A 20342-nucleotide genomic window follows, 5' to 3' on the forward strand; every position below is an offset into this window, starting at 1 on the left:
GGAGAGTGAACATGGGCAAAATTATCGGTATCGACCTGGGGACTACCAACTCCTGCGTCTCCGTGCTGGAAAACGGCAAGGCCAAAGTGATTGAGAACGCCGAAGGCGCGCGCACCACGCCTTCGATCATCGCTTACGCCAACGACGGCGAAATCCTGGTCGGCCAGTCCGCCAAGCGTCAGGCGGTGACCAACCCGCACAACACACTGTTCGCGGTGAAGCGTCTGATCGGTCGTCGTTTCGACGAAGAAGTCGTGCAGAAAGACATCAAGCTGGTGCCTTACAAAATCGTCAAGGCCAGCAACGGTGATGCATGGGTCGAGGCCGCCGACAAGCAAATGGCTCCGCCGCAAATCAGCGCCGAAGTCCTGAAAAAGATGAAGAAGACCGCCGAAGACTATCTGGGCGAAGCGGTTACCGAAGCGGTCATCACCGTTCCGGCCTACTTCAACGACAGCCAGCGTCAGGCCACCAAGGACGCCGGTCGCATCGCCGGTCTGGACGTCAAGCGCATCATCAACGAACCGACTGCCGCTGCGCTGGCCTACGGTATGGACAAGGCCAAGGGCGATCACACTGTCATCGTTTATGACCTGGGTGGCGGTACTTTCGACGTGTCGGTCATCGAGATCGCTGAAGTCGACGGTGAGCACCAGTTCGAAGTATTGGCCACCAACGGCGATACGTTCCTGGGTGGTGAAGACTTCGACATGCGCCTGATCGACTACCTCGTCGACGAGTTCAAGAAAGAGTCGGGCATGGATCTGAAGAACGATCCGCTGGCGCTGCAGCGTCTGAAAGAAGCCGCCGAGAAGGCCAAGATCGAGCTGTCTTCTTCTCAGTCGACCGACGTCAACCTGCCGTACATCACTGCAGACGCGTCCGGTCCGAAGCACATGAACGTGAAGATCTCCCGTGCCAAGCTGGAATCGCTGGTCGAAGATCTGGTGAACCGTACCATCGAGCCATGCCGCATCGCCCTGAAAGATGCCGGCATCGACGCCAGCCAGATCAACGACGTGATCCTGGTCGGCGGTCAGACCCGTATGCCTCTGGTGCAGAAGGCAGTGACCGATTTCTTCGGTAAAGAAGCGCGTAAAGACGTCAACCCTGACGAAGCTGTTGCCATGGGTGCTGCGATCCAGGGCGCCGTTCTGGCCGGTGACGTGAAAGACGTCCTGCTGCTCGACGTCAGCCCGCTGACCCTGGGCATCGAGACCATGGGCGGCGTGATGACCGCGCTGATCGAGAAGAACACCACGATTCCGACCAAGAAATCGCAAGTGTTCTCGACCGCCGACGACAACCAGGGCGCCGTGACCATTCACGTCCTGCAGGGCGAGCGCAAGCAAGCCGCACAGAACAAGTCCCTGGGCAAGTTCGACCTGGCCGACATTCCGCCGGCTCCGCGCGGCGTGCCTCAGATCGAAGTGACCTTCGACATCGACGCCAACGGCATCCTGCACGTCGGCGCGAAAGACAAGGCCACCGGCAAGACCCAGTCGATCGTGATCAAGGCCAACTCCGGCCTGTCCGACGAAGAGATCGAGCGCATGGTGCGTGACGCCGAGGCCAACGCCGAGGAAGACCGCAAGTTCGAAGAGCTGGCCGCTGCCCGTAACCAGGGTGACGCACTGGTTCACTCGACCCGCAAGATGATTGCCGACGCGGGCGACAAGGTCACCGCCGAAGAGAAGACTGCGATCGAAGCGGCTGTGGTTGCCCTGGAAGCCGCCGTCAAGGGCGACGACAAGGCTGCCATCGACGCGAAGGTCGAAGAGCTGTCCAAGGTCTCCGCTCCGGTTGCCCAGAAGATGTACGCCGAACAGGCCCAGCCTGCCGAAGGCGCGGCACCGCACGACGAGAAAGCCGAAAAGGCTGACGATGTCGTCGATGCCGAGTTCGAAGAAGTCAAAGACCACAAGTAAGTTGTTGGTCGGCCGGTTGACTGCCGTTGGGCGGTGACTGGTAGGATGTCGCCGCGCGGGAGCTTGCTCCCGCGTTGGCGTATCTGGAATACGCGAATTTTTACAGCATGCGACAACGTTCGGATGCTGGCGGCATGGCCGGAAATGCTCCTGCTTTTCGCGCCGCAAGTGCCGCATCGGATCAAAGACCAGGATCGTTGAAATTGACGTGAGTTGGGTCCGGGCCTGTTTGGGGGCTCAACGAGTTCGGCGAAGCTCAGGAGGGGTTTGCCGAACGTCCTTAAGAGTGCGAAGACTTATGGCAAAGCGTGACTATTACGAAGTGTTGGGTGTGGAGCGCGGCTCAAGCGAAGCCGAGCTGAAGAAGGCTTACCGCCGCCTGGCGATGAAGCATCACCCGGACCGTAATCCTGATGACAAGGCGTCGGAAGAACTGTTCAAGGAGGCCAACGAGGCCTACGAAGTGCTGTCCGACTCCAGCAAGCGCGCCGCCTACGACCAGTACGGCCACGCCGGCGTCGACCCGAGCATGGGCGGCGGCGGTGCTGGCTTCGGCGGCCAGAACTTCTCCGACATCTTCGGCGACGTGTTCAGCGACTTCTTCGGCGGCGGCCGCGGCGGTTCCCGCGGCGGCGCACAGCGCGGCAGCGACCTGCGCTACACCCTGGAGCTGAACCTGGAAGAGGCGGTGCGCGGCACGACCGTGAACATCCGCGTTCCGACGCTGGTGAACTGCAAGCCTTGCGACGGCTCGGGCGCCAAGAAGGGTTCCTCGCCGTCCACGTGCCCGACCTGCGGCGGCATCGGCCAGGTGCGCATGCAGCAGGGCTTCTTCTCGGTGCAGCAGACCTGCCCGCGCTGCCATGGCCAGGGCAAGATCATCACCGACCCGTGCGACTCCTGCCACGGCGAAGGCCGTGTCGAAGAGTACAAGACCCTGTCGGTGAAAGTGCCGGCCGGCGTCGACACCGGCGACCGCATCCGTCTGTCCGGCGAGGGTGAGGCGGGCACCCAGGGCGGGCCGACCGGCGATCTCTACGTGGTGATCAACGTGCGCGAGCACGCGATCTTCCAGCGCGACGGCAAGCACCTGTTCTGCGAAGTGCCGATCAGCTTCGTCGATGCGGCGCTGGGCGGCGAGCTGGAGATCCCGACCCTTGATGGCCGGGTCAAGCTGAAGATCCCGGAAGGCACCCAGACCGGCAAGCAGTTCCGCGTGCGCGGCAAGGGCGTGGCGCCGGTGCGCGGCGGCGGTGCGGGCGACCTGATGTGCCGGGTGGCGGTCGAGACGCCGGTCAACCTTGACCGTCGTCAGCGTGAGCTGCTGGAGGAGTTCCGCAGTTCGCTGGCGGGCGACAACAGCCATTCCCCGAAAACCGCCGGTTGGTTCGACGGCGTGAAACGCTTCTTCGGCGATCTGTAAGGAGTCGGCATGCGACGTATAGCTGTGATGGGCGCTGCCGGGCGCATGGGCAAGATCCTGGTCGAGGCGGTGCAGCAACGCGCACCGCTGACCGGCCTGACGGCCGCCATCGTTCGTCCCGGCAGCACGCTGATCGGGGTGGATGCCGGTGAGCTGGCTTCGCTGGGCCGCATCGGCGTGCCGCTGTCCGGCAACCTGGAGTCGGTGGCGCAGGAATTCGACGTGCTGATCGACTTCACGCTGCCGGAAGTGATGCTGAAGAACCTGGCGTTCTGCCGCAAGGCGGGCAAGGCCATGGTGATCGGCACCACCGGTCTGGATGCTGCCCAGAAGCAGATCCTGGCCGAGGCCGGCCGGGAGATCCCGATCGTGTTCGCCGCCAACTTCAGCGTCGGCGTCAACCTGTCCCTGAAGCTGCTCGACATGGCGGCGCGGGTGCTGGGCGACGAGGCGGACATCGAGATCATCGAGGCTCACCACCGGCACAAGATCGACGCGCCGTCGGGCACCGCGCTGCGCATGGGCGAAGTGATCGCCGATGCGCTGGATCGCGATCTGCAGAAGGTGGCGGTGTACGGCCGTGAAGGACATACCGGCGCCCGCGAGCGGGAGACCATCGGTTTCGCCACCGTGCGCGGCGGCGATGTGGTGGGCGATCACACCGTGCTGTTCGCCTGCGAGGGCGAGCGCCTGGAGATCACCCACAAGGCCTCGAGCCGCATGACCTTCGCCAAGGGCGCGGTGCGTGCCGCGCTTTGGCTGGATGCCCGCGAGCCGGGTCTGTACGACATGCAGGACGTGCTGGACCTGAAGTAAGGGATCAGCAAGCAAACAAACAAAAGGCGCCTAAGGCGCCTTTTGTTTTGCCCGGTGTTTGCCTCGGGTCAGGCCAGTTCGAGGTTGAACTGGTGCTTCTGCTTCTGCTGTTCGAACAGATTAAGCCACTCGGTGTGGGACGTGGCCTGGTAGCGCGAAAACGGAAAGTTCTGCGGAGGGACGGTGTCGGTGCCGGCCAGCAGTTGGCGGATCAGCCTGCCGACCGCATGGCCGAGGCTCACCGGCACGGCGTTGCCGACCTGCTTGTACTGCTCGATCAGCGGGCCCGCCAGTTGCCAGTCGTCCGGAAACTCCTGGATGCGTTTGTACTCCTGGATCGACAGCGGACGGTCTTCCTCGGGGTGGGCCAGGTCGGTGGCCGGCATGGCCGGATGGGTCACCAGGGTCGGGGACGGCTTGTCCCAATGCAGGCGTCGCAGGAAACCGGTTTTGCCGCCGCCGGAAAAGTACGATTTGCCGAGGGCTTCCTGTTGCAGCTCTGGCGTCAGGCTGCGCCAGTTCTGTCCGGCCTTGAGCATGCGGTAGTACTTGAGGCGTTTTTCCGGGAAGTTCAGGTGCGTGTGCTGGCCGATGCCCTGCAGGGCGCCGCGCAGTTTGTTCCAGACCGGCAGGCCGTGGGAGCCGTCCTCGGAATGCGTAGGCGTCAGGAAAGGCGCTTCCTTGCCGTCGCGGGAGCAGATGATGATCACCCGCTCGCGGATCTGCGGCGTGCCGAAGTTGGCCGAGTTGTAGAGGTTGAACGTGCAGGTGTAGCCCGCCCGCTTGAGCACGCTGATGACGAAGTTCAGCGCGCCGCCCTTCATTTCGTCGAGGGACAGGTCCGGGAATTCGCTGCCGCGCTGGTTGTGCGGGCGGTGATCCATCGGACACGACAGCAGGCCGCGCACGTTCTCGATGACGATGAAGCGCGGGCGGATCTCCAGGGCGAGGTCGATGTACTTGAGGAAGGCGTTGCCGCGGTCGTCATTGAACGCCTTGCGCTTGCCGGCGGTGCTGAACGCCTGGCAGGGCGGGCCGCCGACGATCAGGTCGACGTCTTCGGCGCGCACTTGGGCAGCTTCCAGGATCCGCTCGGCGGTGCAGTCGTTGATGTCGCCGAGCAGGGCGGTGTTGGGGCGGTTCAGGGCGATGGTCTGGCGGCAGTGCTTGTTCGACTCGCACGCCAGGCGGATGTCGAAGCCAGCCTTTTCCAGGCCCAGGTCCAGGCCCATGGCGCCGGAGAAGAAGCTCAGGGCGATCGGTTTGCGTGCGTCGGGTGACGTCTGGACGGCGTAGGCAGGGTGGTCTTGTGCGATCATGTGTGCGGTTCGGAGGCCATAGTTTTTCAGGCTGGCTTGCTCGACGATCCAGGAGTTGCCGATCTTCTCGGACTGGAGTTCGCCGCAGCGGCATAAGGTTCTGACCCGCTGCGTGCTGACGTTCAGCAGTGCGGCGGCGTCGGCGATGCTGAGATGGGTACTCATCGCGGGTTTCTTTCTCGAAACTTGAGATGGGTACCCATTCTAGAGAGGGGCAAAGGGGTGTCAACCGCAGGGACGGTTTAATCTCAACTTGCCCTGCCGGCGTCCTGTCGAGTTTGTGCGAACCTACCCTTTCGATTTTGAAGGCATTCCTGTAAGCTACAGCTTTAGTGTGTCCACTAAAAGCGCGCAGAATAATTCAGTGAAGAAGCGGGGTGACGTGTCCATACGTCACTCCGCTTTTTTACAACCTGCGATTGCCCCTTCATGCGTTATTTACGGGAGGTCTTCTTGACTAAGCCAGCCATACTCGCCCTTGCTGATGGCAGCATTTTTCGCGGCGAAGCCATTGGAGCCGACGGTCAGACCGTTGGTGAGGTGGTGTTCAACACCGCAATGACCGGCTATCAGGAAATCCTTACCGATCCTTCCTACGCCCAGCAGATCGTTACCCTGACCTACCCGCACATCGGCAACACCGGCACCACGCCGGAAGACGCCGAGTCCAACCGCGTATGGTCGGCCGGCCTGGTCATTCGCGACCTGCCGCTGGTGGCGAGCAACTGGCGCAACACGATGTCCCTTTCCGACTACCTGAAGGCCAACAACGTCGTGGCCATCGCCGGTATCGACACCCGTCGCCTGACCCGCATCCTGCGTGAGAAAGGCGCGCAGAACGGCTGCATCATGGCCGGCGACAACATTTCCGAAGAAGCCGCCATCGCCGCCGCGCAAGGCTTCCCGGGCCTGAAGGGCATGGATCTGGCCAAGGTCGTCAGCACCAAGACCCAATACGAATGGCGCTCCACTGTCTGGGATCTGAAGACCGACAGCCACGCCACCCTCGAAGCCTCCGAGCTGCCTTACCACGTCGTCGCCTACGACTACGGCGTCAAGGTCAACATCCTGCGCATGCTGGTCGAGCGCGGCTGCCGCGTCACCGTGGTGCCGGCCCAGACCCCGGCCGCCGACGTGCTGGCCCTCAAGCCGGACGGCGTGTTCCTGTCCAACGGCCCTGGCGATCCGGAGCCGTGCGACTACGCGATCCAGGCGATCAAGGATGTGCTGGAAACCGAGATCCCGGTGTTCGGCATCTGCCTCGGCCACCAGCTGCTGGCCCTGGCCTCCGGCGCCAAGACCCTGAAGATGGGCCACGGCCACCACGGCGCGAACCACCCGGTGCAGGACCTGGACACCGGTGTCGTGATGATCACCAGCCAGAACCACGGTTTCGCGGTAGACGAAGCGACCCTGCCGGCCAACGTCCGTGCGATCCACAAATCGCTGTTCGACGGCACCCTGCAAGGCATCGAGCGCACCGACAAGAGCGCGTTCAGCTTCCAGGGCCACCCTGAAGCGAGCCCGGGCCCGAACGACGTGGCGCCACTGTTCGACCGCTTCATCAACGAGATGGCCAAGCGACGCTGAGCGTTGCCTTGAGACTGTAGCGAGAAGCCCTTCGAGGGCGGCCCCGCGACCGGCGGCCCCCTCGATACTTCAGAAATCGATCAGGACGGCTTGCCGACTGACCTGCGGATTTGAGTGACAAACCCATGCCAAAACGTACAGACATTAAAAGCATCCTGATTCTCGGCGCCGGCCCGATCGTGATCGGCCAGGCCTGCGAATTCGACTACTCCGGCGCCCAGGCCTGCAAGGCCCTGCGCGAAGAGGGTTACCGCGTCATCCTGGTGAACTCCAACCCGGCCACCATCATGACCGACCCGGCCATGGCCGACGCCACCTACATCGAGCCGATCAAGTGGCAGACCGTCGCCAAGATCATCGAGAAAGAGCGTCCGGACGCGCTGCTGCCGACCATGGGTGGCCAGACCGCGCTGAACTGCGCCCTGGACCTGGAGCGCGAAGGCGTACTGGAAAAGTTCGGCGTGGAAATGATCGGCGCCAACGCCGACACCATCGACAAGGCCGAAGACCGCTCGCGCTTCGACAAGGCCATGAAGGCCATCGGCCTGGAATGCCCGCGCTCCGGCATCGCCCACAGCATGGAAGAAGCCAACGCGGTGCTCGAGCGCCTGGGCTTCCCGTGCATCATCCGTCCGTCCTTCACCATGGGCGGCACCGGCGGCGGCATCGCCTACAACCGTGAAGAGTTCGAAGAGATCTGCGCCCGCGGCCTGGACCTGTCGCCGACCAAGGAACTGCTGATCGACGAATCCCTGATCGGCTGGAAAGAATATGAGATGGAAGTTGTCCGCGACAAAAAGGACAACTGCATCATCGTCTGCTCGATCGAGAACTTCGACCCGATGGGCGTGCACACCGGTGACTCGATCACCGTGGCCCCGGCCCAGACCCTGACCGACAAGGAATACCAGATCCTGCGCAACGCCTCCCTGGCGGTGCTGCGTGAGATCGGCGTCGAGACCGGCGGCTCCAACGTGCAGTTCGGCATCTGCCCGAACACCGGCCGCATGGTCGTGATCGAGATGAACCCGCGGGTGTCCCGTTCGTCGGCCCTGGCCTCGAAGGCCACCGGTTTCCCGATCGCCAAGGTCGCCGCGAAACTGGCCGTCGGCTACACCCTCGACGAGCTGTCGAACGACATCACCGGCGGCAAGACCCCGGCGTCCTTCGAGCCGTCCATCGACTACGTCGTCACCAAGCTGCCACGCTTCGCCTTCGAGAAGTTCGCCAAGGCCGACGCACGCCTGACCACCCAGATGAAATCGGTGGGTGAAGTCATGGCCATCGGCCGTACCTTCCAGGAGTCCCTGCAGAAAGCCCTGCGCGGCCTGGAAGTGGGCGTCTGCGGCCTGGACGAGAAGCTCGACCTGAGCAACCCGGAAAGCATGAGTGTCCTCAAGCGCGAACTGACCGTGCCGGGCGCCGAGCGCATCTGGTACGTGGCGGACGCGTTTCGTGCCGGCCTGACCGTCGAAGACATCTTCGGCATGAACATGATCGACCCATGGTTCCTGGTGCAGATCGAGGACCTGGTCAAGGAAGAAGAGAAGGTCAAGACCCTCGGTCTGTCGGCCATCGACCGCGACCTGATGTTCCGCCTCAAGCGCAAGGGCTTCTCCGACCAGCGTCTGGCCAAGCTGCTGGGCGTCACCGAGAAGAACCTGCGCACCCACCGTCAGAAGCTGGAAGTGTTCCCGGTCTACAAGCGCGTCGACACCTGCGCCGCCGAGTTCGCCACCGACACCGCCTACCTGTACTCCACCTACGAGGAAGAGTGCGAAGCGGCGCCGTCCGGCCGCGACAAGATCATCATCCTCGGTGGCGGCCCGAACCGCATCGGCCAGGGCATCGAGTTCGACTACTGCTGCGTGCACGCGGCACTGGCGCTGCGCGATGACGGCTATGAGACCATCATGGTCAACTGCAACCCGGAAACCGTCTCCACCGACTACGACACCTCCGACCGCCTGTACTTCGAGCCGGTGACCCTGGAAGACGTGCTGGAAATCGTCCGCGTCGAGAAGCCGAAAGGCGTGATCGTCCAGTACGGTGGCCAGACTCCGCTGAAACTGGCCCGTGCCCTCGAAGCGGCCGGTGTGCCGATCATCGGCACCAGCCCTGACGCCATCGACCGCGCCGAAGACCGCGAGCGCTTCCAGCAGATGGTCGAGCGCCTGAACCTGCGTCAGCCGCCGAACGCCACCGTGCGCAGCGAAGACGAAGCCGTCCGCGCCGCCGCCAAGATCGGCTACCCGTTGGTGGTGCGTCCGTCCTACGTGCTGGGCGGCCGGGCGATGGAAATCGTCTACAAGGAAGAAGAACTCAAGCGTTACCTGCGCGAAGCGGTGCAGGTGTCCAACGACAGCCCGGTGCTGCTGGACCACTTCCTCAACTGCGCCATCGAGATGGACGTGGATGCGGTCAGCGACGGCAAGGACGTGGTGATCGGCGCGATCATGCAGCACATCGAGCAGGCCGGCGTTCACTCCGGTGACTCCGCATGCTCGCTGCCGCCGTACTCGCTGCCGACGCACATCCAGGACGAGATGCGCGAACAGGTCAAGAAAATGGCCCTGGAACTGGGCGTGGTCGGTCTGATGAACGTGCAGCTGGCGCTGCAGGGCGAAGACATCTACGTCATCGAAGTCAACCCGCGCGCCTCCCGTACCGTGCCGTTCGTGTCCAAGTGCATCGGTGTCTCCCTGGCGATGATCGCGGCCCGCGTAATGGCCGGCAAAACGCTGAAAGAACTGGGTTTCACCAAGGAAATCATCCCGAACTTCTACAGCGTGAAAGAGGCGGTGTTCCCGTTCGCCAAGTTCCCTGGCGTCGACCCGATCCTCGGCCCAGAAATGAAGTCCACCGGTGAAGTGATGGGCGTCGGCGACACCTTCGGCGAAGCGTTCGCCAAGGCCCAGATGGGCGCCAGCGAAGTGCTGCCGACCGGCGGCACCGCCTTCATCAGCGTCCGCGACGACGACAAGCCGCTGGTGGCGGGCGTGGCCCGTGACCTGATCGGCCTGGGCTTCGAAGTGGTGGCCACCGCCGGCACCGCCAAGGTGATCGAGGCCGCAGGCCTGAAGGTGCGCCGCGTGAACAAGGTGACCGAAGGTCGTCCGCACGTGGTCGACATGATCAAGAACGACGAAGTCACCCTGATCATCAACACCACCGAGGGTCGGCAGTCGATCGCTGATTCCTACTCCATCCGCCGCAATGCCCTGCAGCACAAGATCTACTGCACCACTACCATTGCTGCGGGCGAAGCCATTTGCGAAGCGCTGAAGTTCGGTCCCGAGAAGACCGTGCGCCGCTTGCAGGATCTACACGCAGGATTGAAGGCATGAACAAATACCCAATGACCGTCCGGGGCGCGAAGGCCCTGGAGGAAGAGCACACGTTCCTGAGCAAGGTCGAGCGTCCGCGCTTGAGCCAGGCCATCGGCGAGGCCCGCGAGCTCGGTGACCTCAAGGAAAACGCCGAGTACCATGCCGCCCGCGAGGAGCAGGGCATGGTCGAGGCGCGGATCCGCGACATCGAAGGCCGTCTGCAGAACTCGGTGGTGATCGATGTCACCACCATCGCCCATACCGGCAAGGTGATTTTCGGCACCACCGTGGATCTGGAAAACACCGAGACCGGCGATCAGGTGACCTACCAGATCGTCGGCGAGGACGAAGCCGACATCAAGAAAGGCAGGCTTTCGGCGGCAGCGCCGATAGCCCGTGCGATCATCGGCAAGGAAGAAGGCGATACGGTCGTGGTCAAGACTCCGAGCGGCACGGTCGAGTACGAGATTGTCGAAGTCAAGCACATCTGACGCGATGTTCCGGGCGCCCACCCTTGAGGCCATCCTTTGGCAGCTGTCCCAGGTCTTCTGGGTCGGCGGCCTTTGGGTGTTTCATGTCGGATTGATTCCGGCGCTGAAGGTCAGCGGGCTGGCGCCGTTGCTGATCGACGACGTCGCGACGCAGATCGACCGTTGGTTGATCGGTGTGGCGGCGGTGGGAATGCTGGTTCAGCTGACGCTGCTGGCGAGGGTTGCCGGTGTCGCGGCATGGTGGCGGGTGTTCAGTGGCCGGGTGCTGCTGGTCGGCCTGGCCGCCTGCTTCGGCTATTACACGCTGCGCTACGGCGTGTCGGTCGATCAGCGCTGGCAGATGTACTGTTTCGTGGTGCTGGGGATCAGCGGCATCGTGCTGGTGGCCCAGTCCGTGCCGGTCAGGGTGCGCAAGCCGCACCGCTGACCGGGGCCACCGTCATTTGTAGCGGTGGATGTTCGACAGCTGCTTGTTCGGCTGCGGGTTCTTGCGGTACAGCAGCACCATCTTGCCGATGATCTGCACCTGCTCGGCGCGGCCGGCCTTGGCCAGCTCGTCCATGACGGCGCGACGGTCGTCGCGGTCTTCGAGCTTGACCTGCACCTTGATCAGTTCATGATCGGTCAACGCACGCTCCAGCTCGGCGAGAACACCTTCGGTCAGGCCGTTGCCGGCCACCATCAGAACCGGCTTCAGGTCGTGACCAATGGATTTGAATTGTTTCTTCTGCTCGTTGCTGAGCGGCATAATCTGACCCTTTCGTCTGGATTCTGTAAAAATGGCGGCCATTTTACCCGAGGGCTCGTGGATCCGCCCGATAAATCACGACCCTTATCATCGAGGTGCCCAATGGCGCGTTCCAAGACAAGCCTTGGTTGGCTGAAACGACATGTCAACGATCCTTATGTGAAACAAGCGCAGAAGGATGGTTACCGCTCGCGCGCGAGCTACAAGCTTCTGGAGGTCCAGGAGAAGTACAAGCTGATCCGTCCGGGCATGAGCGTGGTCGACCTGGGCGCCGCGCCCGGCGGCTGGTCGCAGGTCACTAGCCGGCTGATCGGCGGCCAGGGCCGGCTGATCGCCTCGGACATCCTGGAGATGGACAGCATCCCGGACGTGACCTTCGTCCACGGCGACTTCACCCAGGACGAAGTGCTCGCCCGCATTCTTGAAGCCGTAGGCAATTCGCAGGTGGATCTTGTGATTTCCGATATGGCCCCCAATATGAGTGGTACGCCTGCCGTGGACATGCCCAAGGCCATGTTCCTCTGTGAGCTGGCCCTTGATCTGGCGGCCCGGATCCTCAAGCCTGGCGGCAATTTCCTGATCAAGATTTTCCAGGGCGAGGGGTTCGATGCCTATCTGAAGGACACTCGTCAGAAATTCGACAAGGTCCAGATGATCAAACCGGACTCTTCCCGCGACAGTTCCCGCGAGCAATACCTGCTGGCTTGGGGCTATCGCGGCGAGTGAAAGGCGTCAGGCCGGGGCTTTCAGAGGCGTCCCATAGTTTTTTGCAATGGGACACGGAACCTGGCCTGGAACAACATCGTGTAGTCTAGGTTTCACAAAGGGTTACAGACGGCGCCTGCAGTCGTGCGGGTAATGTAGTAAGTTAAGCCGGTGATTATCATGCGAGGCACGGCTGCGCCTGGCCTGCTTCAGAGGGTAACGAATTGAACGATATGGCAAAGAACCTGATTTTGTGGTTGATCATCGCGGCGGTTCTCGTGACTGTGATGAACAACTTCTCCAGTCCGAACGAGCCGCAGACCCTCAACTATTCCGACTTCATCCAACAGGTCAAGGACGGCAAGGTCGAGCGCGTGGCCGTCGACGGCTATGTGATCACCGGCAAGCGCAATGACGGCGACAGCTTCAAGACCATTCGTCCGGCCATCCAGGACAACGGGCTGATCGGCGACCTGGTCGACAACCATGTGGTGATCGAAGGCAAGCAGCCTGAGCAGCAGAGCATCTGGACCCAGTTGCTGGTGGCCAGCTTCCCGATCCTGGTGATCATCGCGGTGTTCATGTTCTTCATGCGCCAGATGCAAGGCGGTGCCGGCGGTAAGGGCGGCCCGATGAGCTTCGGCAAGAGCAAGGCGCGCCTGCTTTCCGAGGATCAGGTGAAGACCACCCTGGCTGACGTCGCCGGCTGCGACGAAGCCAAGGAAGAAGTCGGCGAGCTCGTCGAGTTCCTCCGCGACCCGGGCAAGTTCCAGCGTCTGGGCGGTCGCATCCCTCGCGGTGTTCTGATGGTCGGCCCTCCGGGTACCGGTAAGACCCTGCTGGCCAAGGCGATCGCCGGCGAAGCCAAGGTGCCGTTCTTCACCATTTCCGGTTCCGACTTCGTCGAGATGTTCGTCGGTGTCGGTGCCAGCCGTGTTCGCGACATGTTCGAACAGGCCAAGAAGCACGCGCCGTGCATCATCTTCATCGACGAGATCGACGCCGTGGGTCGCCATCGTGGCGCCGGCATGGGCGGCGGTCATGACGAGCGCGAACAGACCCTCAACCAACTGTTGGTCGAGATGGATGGCTTCGAGATGAATGACGGCATCATCGTCATCGCCGCGACCAACCGTCCTGACGTGCTCGACCCGGCGCTGCTGCGTCCGGGGCGTTTCGACCGTCAGGTGGTGGTCGGCCTGCCGGACATCCGCGGCCGCGAGCAGATCCTCAAGGTGCACATGCGCAAGGTGCCGGTGGGCGACGATGTCGCTCCGGCCGTCATCGCCCGCGGTACTCCGGGCTTCTCCGGCGCCGACCTGGCCAACCTGGTCAACGAGGCCTCCCTGTTCGCGGCCCGCGCCGGCAAGCGCATCGTCGAGATGAAGGAATTCGAACTGGCAAAGGACAAGATCATGATGGGCGCCGAGCGCAAGACCATGGTCATGTCCGAGAAAGAGAAACAGAACACCGCTTACCACGAGGCCGGTCACGCCATCGTCGGTCGCGTCGTGCCAGAGCATGACCCGGTCTACAAGGTGTCGATCATCCCGCGTGGCCGTGCCCTGGGCGTGACCATGTTCCTGCCGGAAGAGGATCGTTACAGCCTGTCCAAGCGTGCGCTGATCAGCCAGATCTGCTCGCTGTACGGTGGTCGTATCGCCGAGGAGATGACCTTGGGCTTCGACGGCGTCACCACCGGTGCTTCCAACGACATCATGCGTGCAAGTCAGATCGCCCGGAACATGGTGACCAAGTGGGGCCTGTCGGAAAAACTCGGTCCGCTGATGTATGCCGAAGAAGAGGGCGAAGTGTTCCTCGGGCGCGGTGGTGGCGGTCAGAACGCGAGCTTCTCCGGCGAGACGGCCAAACTGATCGACTCCGAGGTGCGCAGCATCATCGACCAGTGCTACGGCACCGCCAAGCAGATCCTCACGGACAATCGTGACAAGCTCGACGCCATGGCCGATGCGCTGATGAAGTACGAAACGATCGATGCCGAGCAGATCGACGACATCATGGCCGGACGCGAACCGCGCGAGCCTCGCGACTGGTCGGGCGGCACCGGTACGCCTCCGCCCGTGGTGCGGGATGAGCGTCCGGAAACTCCGATCGGCGGCCCGGCAGCTGACGTTTAAGGTTTGAAATGACTTCTGCTCAGTCCCTGACCCGGTTGCCTTGCGGCAACCGGGTTCTTGATTTGGCCCGGACGCATGTCATGGGCATTCTCAATGTCACTCCCGACTCTTTCTCCGATGGCGGCCGGTACGGTCAGCTCGATGCTGCGTTGCGCCATGCCGAAGCGATGGTGCAGGCCGGCGCGACGTTGATCGATGTCGGTGGCGAATCCACCCGGCCCGGTGCGCGGGCGGTTTCTCCGCTGGAGGAACTCGAGCGCGTGGCCCCGGCCGTGGAGCGGATCGCCCGGGAGCTGGATGTGATCATTTCGGTCGACACGTCGACCCCGTCGGTGATGCGCGAGACGGCTCGGCTGGGGGCGGGGTTGATCAACGACGTGCGCTCGTTGCGCCGGGACGGTGCATTGGATGCGGCGGCGGCCACGGGTTTGCCGGTGTGCCTCATGCACATGCTGGGCGAGCCTGGCGACATGCAGGACAATCCGCGGTACCAGGACGTCACCCGTGAAGTGGGCGAGTTTCTGGTCGAGCGGATGTCGGCGTGCGCCGCGGCGGGCATTCCTGCCGAGAGGATCATTCTCGACCCCGGTTTCGGTTTCGCCAAAACCCTGCAGCACAATCTAAGCTTGTTCAAGCACATGGAATCCCTGCATGCGCTTGGGCGGCCGCTGCTTGTGGGCGTTTCCCGCAAGAGCATGATCGGGCAGACCTTGAATCGTCCCGTGGATGAACGTTTGAGCGGTGGTCTGGCACTGGCGGCGCTGGCGTCGGTCAAGGGCGCGCGCATACTGCGCGTGCATGACGTGGCGCAAACGGTGGATGTCGTGCGGATGATCGAAGCCGTGGAATCGGCCGAATAGGAATATGGAGCACTTATGAGCAAGAAATATTTTGGCACCGACGGTATTCGCGGCCGGGTCGGTGAGTATCCGATCACTCCAGACTTCATGCTCAAGCTCGGCTGGGCAGCCGGCATGGCATTCCGCAAGATGGGCGCCTGCAAGGTGCTGGTCGGCAAGGACACCCGGATTTCGGGGTACATGTTCGAATCGGCGCTTGAGGCCGGCCTGACCTCCGCCGGGGCCGATGTGATGCTGCTCGGCCCTATGCCGACGCCGGCCATCGCCTACCTGTCGCGCACGTTCCAGGCCGAGGCCGGGATCGTGATCAGCGCTTCGCACAACCCGCACGACGACAACGGCATCAAGTTCTTCTCCGGCAAGGGCACCAAGCTCCCGGACGAGCTGGAGCTGATGATCGAAGAGCTTCTCGACACGCCGATGACCGTGGTCGAGTCGAGCAAGATCGGCAAGGTCTCGCGGATCAACGATGCCTCGGGCCGCTACATCGAATTCTGCAAGAGCAGCGTGCCGTCCGGCACCAGCTTCTCGGGCCTCAAGATCGTGATCGACTGCGCCCACGGTGCGACCTACAAGGTGGCGCCGAGCGTGTTCCGTGAGCTGGGCGCCGAGGTCGTGGTGCTGTCGGCCCAGCCGAATGGCCTGAACATCAACGACAACTGCGGCTCGACCCACATGGGGCCGTTGCAGGCCGCGGTGCTGGCGGAGCACGCCGACCTGGGCATCGCCTTCGACGGTGACGGCGACCGGGTGCAGATGGTGGATCACACCGGCGCCGTGGTCGACGGCGACGAGCTGCTGTTCATCATCGCGCGGGACCTGCACGAGCGCGGCAAGCTTCAGGGCGGTGTGGTCGGCACCTTGATGAGCAATCTCGGGCTGGAACTGGCGCTGGCCGATCTGGGCATCCCGTTCGTGCGCGCCAATGTCGGCGACCGTTATGTCATCGCCGAACTGCTGGAACGCAACTGGTTGGTGGGCGGTGAGAACTCAGGGCATGTCGTGTGCTTCAACCACACCACAACCGGGGATGCGATCATCGCGGCGCTGCAGGTGCTGATGGCGCTGAAGACCCGCAACGAAGGGCTGGCCCAGACCCGCCAGGCGCTGCGCAAGTGTCCGCAGGTGCTGATCAACGTGCGTTTCGGCGGCGGCGAAAGTCCGCTTGAGCATCCTGCTGTCAAAGAAGCCAGTGCCCGTGTCACCCAGGCGATGGCCGGTCGTGGCCGCGTTCTGCTGCGCAAGTCCGGGACAGAGCCTTTGGTGCGTGTCATGGTCGAAGGCGAGGACGAGGCCCAGGTTCGCGGCTACGCCGAAGAGCTGGCAAAACTGGTGACTGAAGTTTCTGCATGATTCGGCTTGCCAGCCATGATTGTGTTGGGTAACATCTGCGCCCACTTTGACCGACGAGGTAAAGCATGCGTCGCCCTATGGTAGCTGGTAACTGGAAAATGCACGGTACCCGCGCCAGCGTCGCTGAGCTGATCAACGGCCTCCGTCATCTGGCATTGCCAAGCGGCATTGATGTCGCGGTATTCCCGCCTTGCCTGTTCATCAATCAAGTGATTGATGGCCTGAAAGGAAAATCGATTTCGGTCGGTGCGCAGAATTCTGCGGTGGAATCCATGCAAGGTGCCTTGACGGGTGAGATCGCTCCGAGTCAGTTGGTGGACGCAGGTTGTTCCCTGGTGCTTGTCGGGCACTCCGAGCGTCGCCAGATCATGGGTGAGCGTGACGGGATGCTGAACCGCAAGTTCGCGGCGGCACAGGCCTGCGGTCTGGTTCCGGTGCTCTGCATAGGGGAAACCCTTGAGCAGCGCGAAGCTGGACAGACCCTTGAGGTTGTCGGGCGTCAGCTGGGCATCATCATCGAAGAGTTGGGGGTGGGTGCCTTTGCAAAGGCGGTCATCGCTTACGAGCCGGTCTGGGCCATTGGCACCGGGCTGACTGCGACGCCGCAGCAGGCTCAGGATGTGCACAAGGCCATCCGCGAGCAATTGGCGGCAGAGAATCCTGAAGTGGCACGAGGTGTGCGGCTTCTGTACGGCGGCAGCGTGAAGGCGGCCAATGCGGCTGAACTGTTCGGCATGCCGGATATCGATGGGGGGCTCATTGGTGGAGCTTCCCTGAATGCAGATGAGTTCGGTGCGATTTGCCGCGCCGCGGGAAACTGAAAAAATGCTGGAAACAGTCGTAGTCGTTTTTCATCTGCTGGGTGCATTGGGCGTAGTTGCTCTGGTTTTGCTGCAGCAGGGTAAGGGAGCGGACGCTGGTGCGTCTTTCGGAGCAGGTGCTTCAAATACTGTGTTCGGAAGCCAAGGTTCCTCTACCTTTCTTAGTAAGTTTACTGCTATACTCGCCGCCGGTTTCTTCATAACCAGCTTAGGGTTAGGATACTTTGCTAAAGAGAAGGCTCATCAGCTGACTCAAGCAGGTCTGCCAGATCCAGCGGTGTTGGAAGTTCCAAAGCAACAGCCGGCTTCTGATGATGTCCCGGTGCTTCAAGAGCAAAAGTCGGCCAACTCGGCGACTGACGTACCTCCAGCTCAAGAGCAGAAGTAAGAAGGGTTTCAAACGTAGTTTTGCCGAGGTGGTGGAATTGGTAGACACGCAACCTTGAGGTGGTTGTGCCCATAGGGTGTAGGGGTTCGAGTCCCCTTCTCGGTACCAATTAGTCAGGAGAGCCCGCTGTTGCGGGCTTTCTTGCAGGTGGAAGGTTACATTGACCCTCGTTAGGGTTCGGTCGTATACTTTCGCCCCAGCTTTGTCGCGGGGTGGAGCAGTCTGGTAGCTCGTCGGGCTCATAACCCGAAGGTCGTCGGTTCAAATCCGGCCCCCGCAACCAGTTTAAGGAGCCCCTTCTTCAGGGGCTTTTTGTTAGCTGGACACTTTCAATGCCGCTGTCGCGCGGCAATCTCATGGTGGGCTTCTTGCCCATTTTTTATTTGCACAGCATGCACGAGGGGGTTCAGGTGTCGAGCAAGCTAGAACAGTTGCAGGCCTTGTTGGCCCCGGTGGTCGAGGCTCTTGGCTATCAATGCTGGGGGATCGAATTCATCTCTCAAGGCAAACATTCGGTTTTGCGGATCTACATCGATAAAGAGGGCGGCATCCTGATCGACGACTGCACGGCAGTGAGTCGTCAGGCCAGCGCGGTCCTCGATGTGGAAGACCCGATCAGTTCCGAATACACCCTTGAGGTGTCCTCTCCTGGCATGGATCGCCCGCTGTTCACTCTGGAACAGTTTGCTTCGCATGCCGGCGAACAAGTGAAGATCAAATTGCGTTCGCCTTTTGAAGGCCGGCGCAACTTTCAGGGCCTTCTGCGCGGAGTGGAAGAACAGGATGTCGTGGTGCAGGTGGATGACCATGAGTTCCTGTTGCCGATCGATATGATCGACAAGGCCAACATTATTCCCAGTTTTGACTGAGACCTGCCAGATACTGCGGATCCCGCGGATCCAATGGCTTGCGAAAGGCGAGGCGTACGATGAGCAAAGAAGTACTGCTGGTTGTTGAGTCGGTATCCAATGAAAAGGGTGTACCGGCAGGCGTGATTTTTGAAGCGCTGGAGCTGGCTCTGGCCACTGCAACCAAAAAACGTTTTGAAGACGAAGTGGACCTGCGTGTGGAAATCAACCGCCACACCGGTTCCTACGAGACTTTCCGTCGCTGGACGGTGGTCGAGGAAGCCGATCTGGACGATCCGGCCATCGAGACCTGGCCGAGCAAGGTTGCCGAAACGCACCCGGGCGCCAAGGTCGGCGACGTCGTCGAAGAGAAGATCGAGTCCATCGAGTTCGGCCGCATCGCGGCGCAGACCGCCAAGCAGGTCATCGTACAGAAGGTTCGTGAAGCCGAGCGCGCCCAAGTCGTGGACGCGTACCGCGAGCGCCTGGGAGAGATCATCTCCGGCACCGTGAAGAAAGTGACCCGCGACAACGTGATCGTCGACCTGGGCAACAACGCCGAAGCGTTGCTGGCCCGTGAAGACATCATCTCCCGCGAGACCTTCCGTGTCGGCGTTCGCCTGCGTGCGCTGCTCAAGGAAATCCGCACCGAGAACCGCGGCCCTCAGCTGATCCTGTCGCGCACCGCGCCGGAAATGCTGATCGAGCTGTTCCGCATCGAAGTGCCGGAAATCGCCGAAGGCCTGATCGAAGTGATGGCCGCTTCCCGGGATCCGGGTTCGCGCGCCAAGATCGCCGTCCGCTCCAAGGACAAGCGCATCGACCCGCAGGGCGCGTGCATCGGCATGCGCGGTTCGCGCGTCCAGGCCGTGTCGGGCGAATTGGGTGGCGAGCGTGTGGACATCGTCCTGTGGGACGACAACCCGGCGCAGTTCGTGATCAATGCCATGTCGCCTGCCGAAGTGGCGGCGATCATCGTTGACGAAGACGCCCACGCCATGGACATCGCGGTGGGTGCCGACAACCTCGCTCAGGCCATCGGCCGCGGCGGCCAGAACGTGCGTCTGGCCAGTCAGCTGACCGGTTGGACCCTGAACGTGATGACCGAATCGGACATCCAGGCCAAGCAACAGGCGGAGACCGGCGACATCCTGCGCAACTTCATCGACGAGCTGGAAGTCGACGAAGAGCTGGCCCAGGTGCTGGTCGACGAAGGCTTCACCAGCCTGGAAGAGATTGCCTACGTACCGCTGGAAGAGATGCTCAACATCGACGGCTTCGACGAGGAAATCGTCAACGAGCTTCGCGCTCGCGCCAAGGACCGGTTGTTGACCAAGGCCATCGCTACTGAGGAAAAGCTGGCAGACGCCCATCCGGCCGAAGACCTGCTCTCGCTTGAGGGCATGGACAAGGATCTGGCGGCGGAACTGGCGGTGCGCGGCGTAGTTAACCGCGAAGACCTGGCCGAGCAGTCGATTGATGACCTGCTCGACATCGACGGTATCGACGAAGAGCGTGCCGGCAAGTTGATCATGGCCGCCCGAGCCCACTGGTTCGAGTAATTAGGCGCGGCCTGAGGAGAGAA

17 protein-coding genes and 2 tRNA genes are annotated in these 20342 nt (G+C 62.2%); 17 read left to right on the top strand and 2 right to left on the bottom strand.

The features are described from left to right. Positions 1-11: 11 nt before the first annotated feature. The 3 genes from dnaK (at position 12) to dapB (ending at position 4167) form a co-directional block, all read left to right on the top strand. Entirely contained in the window at positions 12-1928 is a 1917-nt protein-coding gene (gene dnaK, locus CAG33_RS10805; protein ID WP_085578418.1) for a molecular chaperone DnaK, read from the top strand. 298 nt (positions 1929-2226) lie between these two features. Beyond that, complete coding sequence (gene dnaJ / locus CAG33_RS10810; RefSeq protein WP_085578420.1) at positions 2227-3351, top strand: molecular chaperone DnaJ; 1125 nt, start codon at positions 2227-2229, stop codon at positions 3349-3351. A gap of 9 nt (positions 3352-3360) precedes the next feature. After that, entirely contained in the window at positions 3361-4167 is an 807-nt protein-coding gene (dapB, locus tag CAG33_RS10815; protein ID WP_085578422.1) for a 4-hydroxy-tetrahydrodipicolinate reductase, read from the top strand. Between the two features lie 68 nt (positions 4168-4235). Here the strand turns inward: dapB and CAG33_RS10820 are convergent, their stop codons facing one another. Beyond that, positions 4236-5651 carry a DNA cytosine methyltransferase gene (locus tag CAG33_RS10820; RefSeq protein WP_085631756.1) on the bottom strand — a complete coding sequence of 472 codons (1416 nt, stop codon included), beginning with the start codon at positions 5649-5651 and terminating at the stop codon, positions 4236-4238. Between the two features lie 288 nt (positions 5652-5939). On the opposite strand from CAG33_RS10820, the gene carA reads away from it, so the two are divergent. The 4 genes from carA to CAG33_RS10840 all read left to right on the top strand — a co-directional run bounded on the left by carA (position 5940) and on the right by CAG33_RS10840 (position 11323). Then, positions 5940-7076 (top strand): glutamine-hydrolyzing carbamoyl-phosphate synthase small subunit, encoded by a 1137-nt coding sequence (gene carA, locus CAG33_RS10825; RefSeq protein ID WP_085578426.1) that lies wholly within the window; start codon positions 5940-5942, stop codon positions 7074-7076. Positions 7077-7201: 125 nt separating this feature from the next. Next, on the top strand, positions 7202-10423 hold the full coding sequence (carB, locus tag CAG33_RS10830) for a carbamoyl-phosphate synthase large subunit (protein WP_085638362.1): 3222 nt from the start codon (positions 7202-7204) through the stop codon (positions 10421-10423). Further along, positions 10420-10896, top strand: a complete 477-nt coding sequence (gene greA / locus CAG33_RS10835; protein ID WP_085578431.1) for a transcription elongation factor GreA — start codon at positions 10420-10422, stop codon at positions 10894-10896. Before carB ends, greA begins: the two co-directional genes overlap by 4 nt. Further along, positions 10874-11323 (top strand): MFS transporter, encoded by a 450-nt coding sequence (locus CAG33_RS10840; protein WP_085578433.1) that lies wholly within the window; start codon positions 10874-10876, stop codon positions 11321-11323. Before greA ends, CAG33_RS10840 begins: the two co-directional genes overlap by 23 nt. A 12-nt stretch (positions 11324-11335) precedes the next feature. On the opposite strand, the gene yhbY is transcribed toward CAG33_RS10840, so the two are convergent. Then, complete coding sequence (gene yhbY, locus CAG33_RS10845; protein ID WP_085578435.1) at positions 11336-11644, bottom strand: ribosome assembly RNA-binding protein YhbY; 309 nt, start codon at positions 11642-11644, stop codon at positions 11336-11338. Positions 11645-11746: 102 nt separating this feature from the next. Between yhbY and rlmE the strand changes: the two genes are divergently transcribed. From rlmE to nusA, 10 genes are all read left to right on the top strand, one after another. After that, complete coding sequence (gene rlmE / locus CAG33_RS10850) at positions 11747-12370, top strand: 23S rRNA (uridine(2552)-2'-O)-methyltransferase RlmE (RefSeq protein WP_085578437.1); 624 nt, start codon at positions 11747-11749, stop codon at positions 12368-12370. A gap of 212 nt (positions 12371-12582) precedes the next feature. Then, positions 12583-14487 carry an ATP-dependent zinc metalloprotease FtsH gene (ftsH, locus tag CAG33_RS10855; protein WP_085578439.1) on the top strand — a complete coding sequence of 635 codons (1905 nt, stop codon included), beginning with the start codon at positions 12583-12585 and terminating at the stop codon, positions 14485-14487. Between the two features lie 8 nt (positions 14488-14495). Beyond that, positions 14496-15347 (top strand): dihydropteroate synthase, encoded by an 852-nt coding sequence (gene folP / locus CAG33_RS10860; RefSeq protein ID WP_085638365.1) that lies wholly within the window; start codon positions 14496-14498, stop codon positions 15345-15347. Positions 15348-15362: 15 nt separating this feature from the next. Further along, positions 15363-16700 (top strand): phosphoglucosamine mutase, encoded by a 1338-nt coding sequence (glmM, locus tag CAG33_RS10865; RefSeq protein WP_085578443.1) that lies wholly within the window; start codon positions 15363-15365, stop codon positions 16698-16700. A 65-nt stretch (positions 16701-16765) separates the two neighbouring features. Further along, on the top strand, positions 16766-17521 hold the full coding sequence (gene tpiA / locus CAG33_RS10870) for a triose-phosphate isomerase (RefSeq protein ID WP_085638368.1): 756 nt from the start codon (positions 16766-16768) through the stop codon (positions 17519-17521). Positions 17522-17525: 4 nt separating this feature from the next. Beyond that, the gene (gene secG, locus CAG33_RS10875; protein WP_085631752.1) at positions 17526-17909 is read left to right on the top strand and encodes a preprotein translocase subunit SecG; all 384 of its coding nucleotides are present in this window, start codon (positions 17526-17528) and stop codon (positions 17907-17909) included. A 22-nt stretch (positions 17910-17931) separates the two neighbouring features. After that, positions 17932-18017, top strand: a tRNA-Leu gene (locus CAG33_RS10880). Positions 18018-18115: 98 nt separating this feature from the next. Further along, positions 18116-18192, top strand: a tRNA-Met gene (locus tag CAG33_RS10885). A gap of 127 nt (positions 18193-18319) precedes the next feature. Beyond that, positions 18320-18778, top strand: coding sequence for a ribosome maturation factor RimP (gene rimP, locus CAG33_RS10890; protein ID WP_085638536.1), 459 nt, complete (start codon positions 18320-18322; stop codon positions 18776-18778). A 59-nt stretch (positions 18779-18837) separates the two neighbouring features. Further along, positions 18838-20319, top strand: coding sequence for a transcription termination factor NusA (gene nusA / locus CAG33_RS10895; RefSeq protein ID WP_085578449.1), 1482 nt, complete (start codon positions 18838-18840; stop codon positions 20317-20319). The last annotated feature ends 23 nt before the right edge of the window (positions 20320-20342 follow it).

Source organism: Pseudomonas sp. B3(2017) (assembly GCF_002113595.1).
Classification (GTDB): Bacteria; Pseudomonadota; Gammaproteobacteria; order Pseudomonadales; family Pseudomonadaceae; genus Aquipseudomonas; species Aquipseudomonas ekonensis.

What these genes read in the sequence shown, in the direction of transcription:
- dnaK (WP_085578418.1), top strand. Translation starts at nt 12, where the DNA reads ATGGGCAAAATTATCGGTATCGACCTGGGGACTACCAACTCCTGCGTC.
- dnaJ (WP_085578420.1), top strand. Translation starts at nt 2,227, where the DNA reads ATGGCAAAGCGTGACTATTACGAAGTGTTGGGTGTGGAGCGCGGCTCA.
- dapB (WP_085578422.1), top strand. Translation starts at nt 3,361, where the DNA reads ATGCGACGTATAGCTGTGATGGGCGCTGCCGGGCGCATGGGCAAGATC.
- CAG33_RS10820 (WP_085631756.1), bottom strand. Translation starts at nt 5,651, where the DNA reads ATGAGTACCCATCTCAGCATCGCCGACGCCGCCGCACTGCTGAACGTC.
- carB (WP_085638362.1), top strand. Translation starts at nt 7,202, where the DNA reads ATGCCAAAACGTACAGACATTAAAAGCATCCTGATTCTCGGCGCCGGC.
- greA (WP_085578431.1), top strand. Translation starts at nt 10,420, where the DNA reads ATGAACAAATACCCAATGACCGTCCGGGGCGCGAAGGCCCTGGAGGAA.
- yhbY (WP_085578435.1), bottom strand. Translation starts at nt 11,644, where the DNA reads ATGCCGCTCAGCAACGAGCAGAAGAAACAATTCAAATCCATTGGTCAC.
- rlmE (WP_085578437.1), top strand. Translation starts at nt 11,747, where the DNA reads ATGGCGCGTTCCAAGACAAGCCTTGGTTGGCTGAAACGACATGTCAAC.
- ftsH (WP_085578439.1), top strand. Translation starts at nt 12,583, where the DNA reads ATGGCAAAGAACCTGATTTTGTGGTTGATCATCGCGGCGGTTCTCGTG.
- folP (WP_085638365.1), top strand. Translation starts at nt 14,496, where the DNA reads ATGACTTCTGCTCAGTCCCTGACCCGGTTGCCTTGCGGCAACCGGGTT.
- glmM (WP_085578443.1), top strand. Translation starts at nt 15,363, where the DNA reads ATGAGCAAGAAATATTTTGGCACCGACGGTATTCGCGGCCGGGTCGGT.
- tpiA (WP_085638368.1), top strand. Translation starts at nt 16,766, where the DNA reads ATGCGTCGCCCTATGGTAGCTGGTAACTGGAAAATGCACGGTACCCGC.
- secG (WP_085631752.1), top strand. Translation starts at nt 17,526, where the DNA reads ATGCTGGAAACAGTCGTAGTCGTTTTTCATCTGCTGGGTGCATTGGGC.
- nusA (WP_085578449.1), top strand. Translation starts at nt 18,838, where the DNA reads ATGAGCAAAGAAGTACTGCTGGTTGTTGAGTCGGTATCCAATGAAAAG.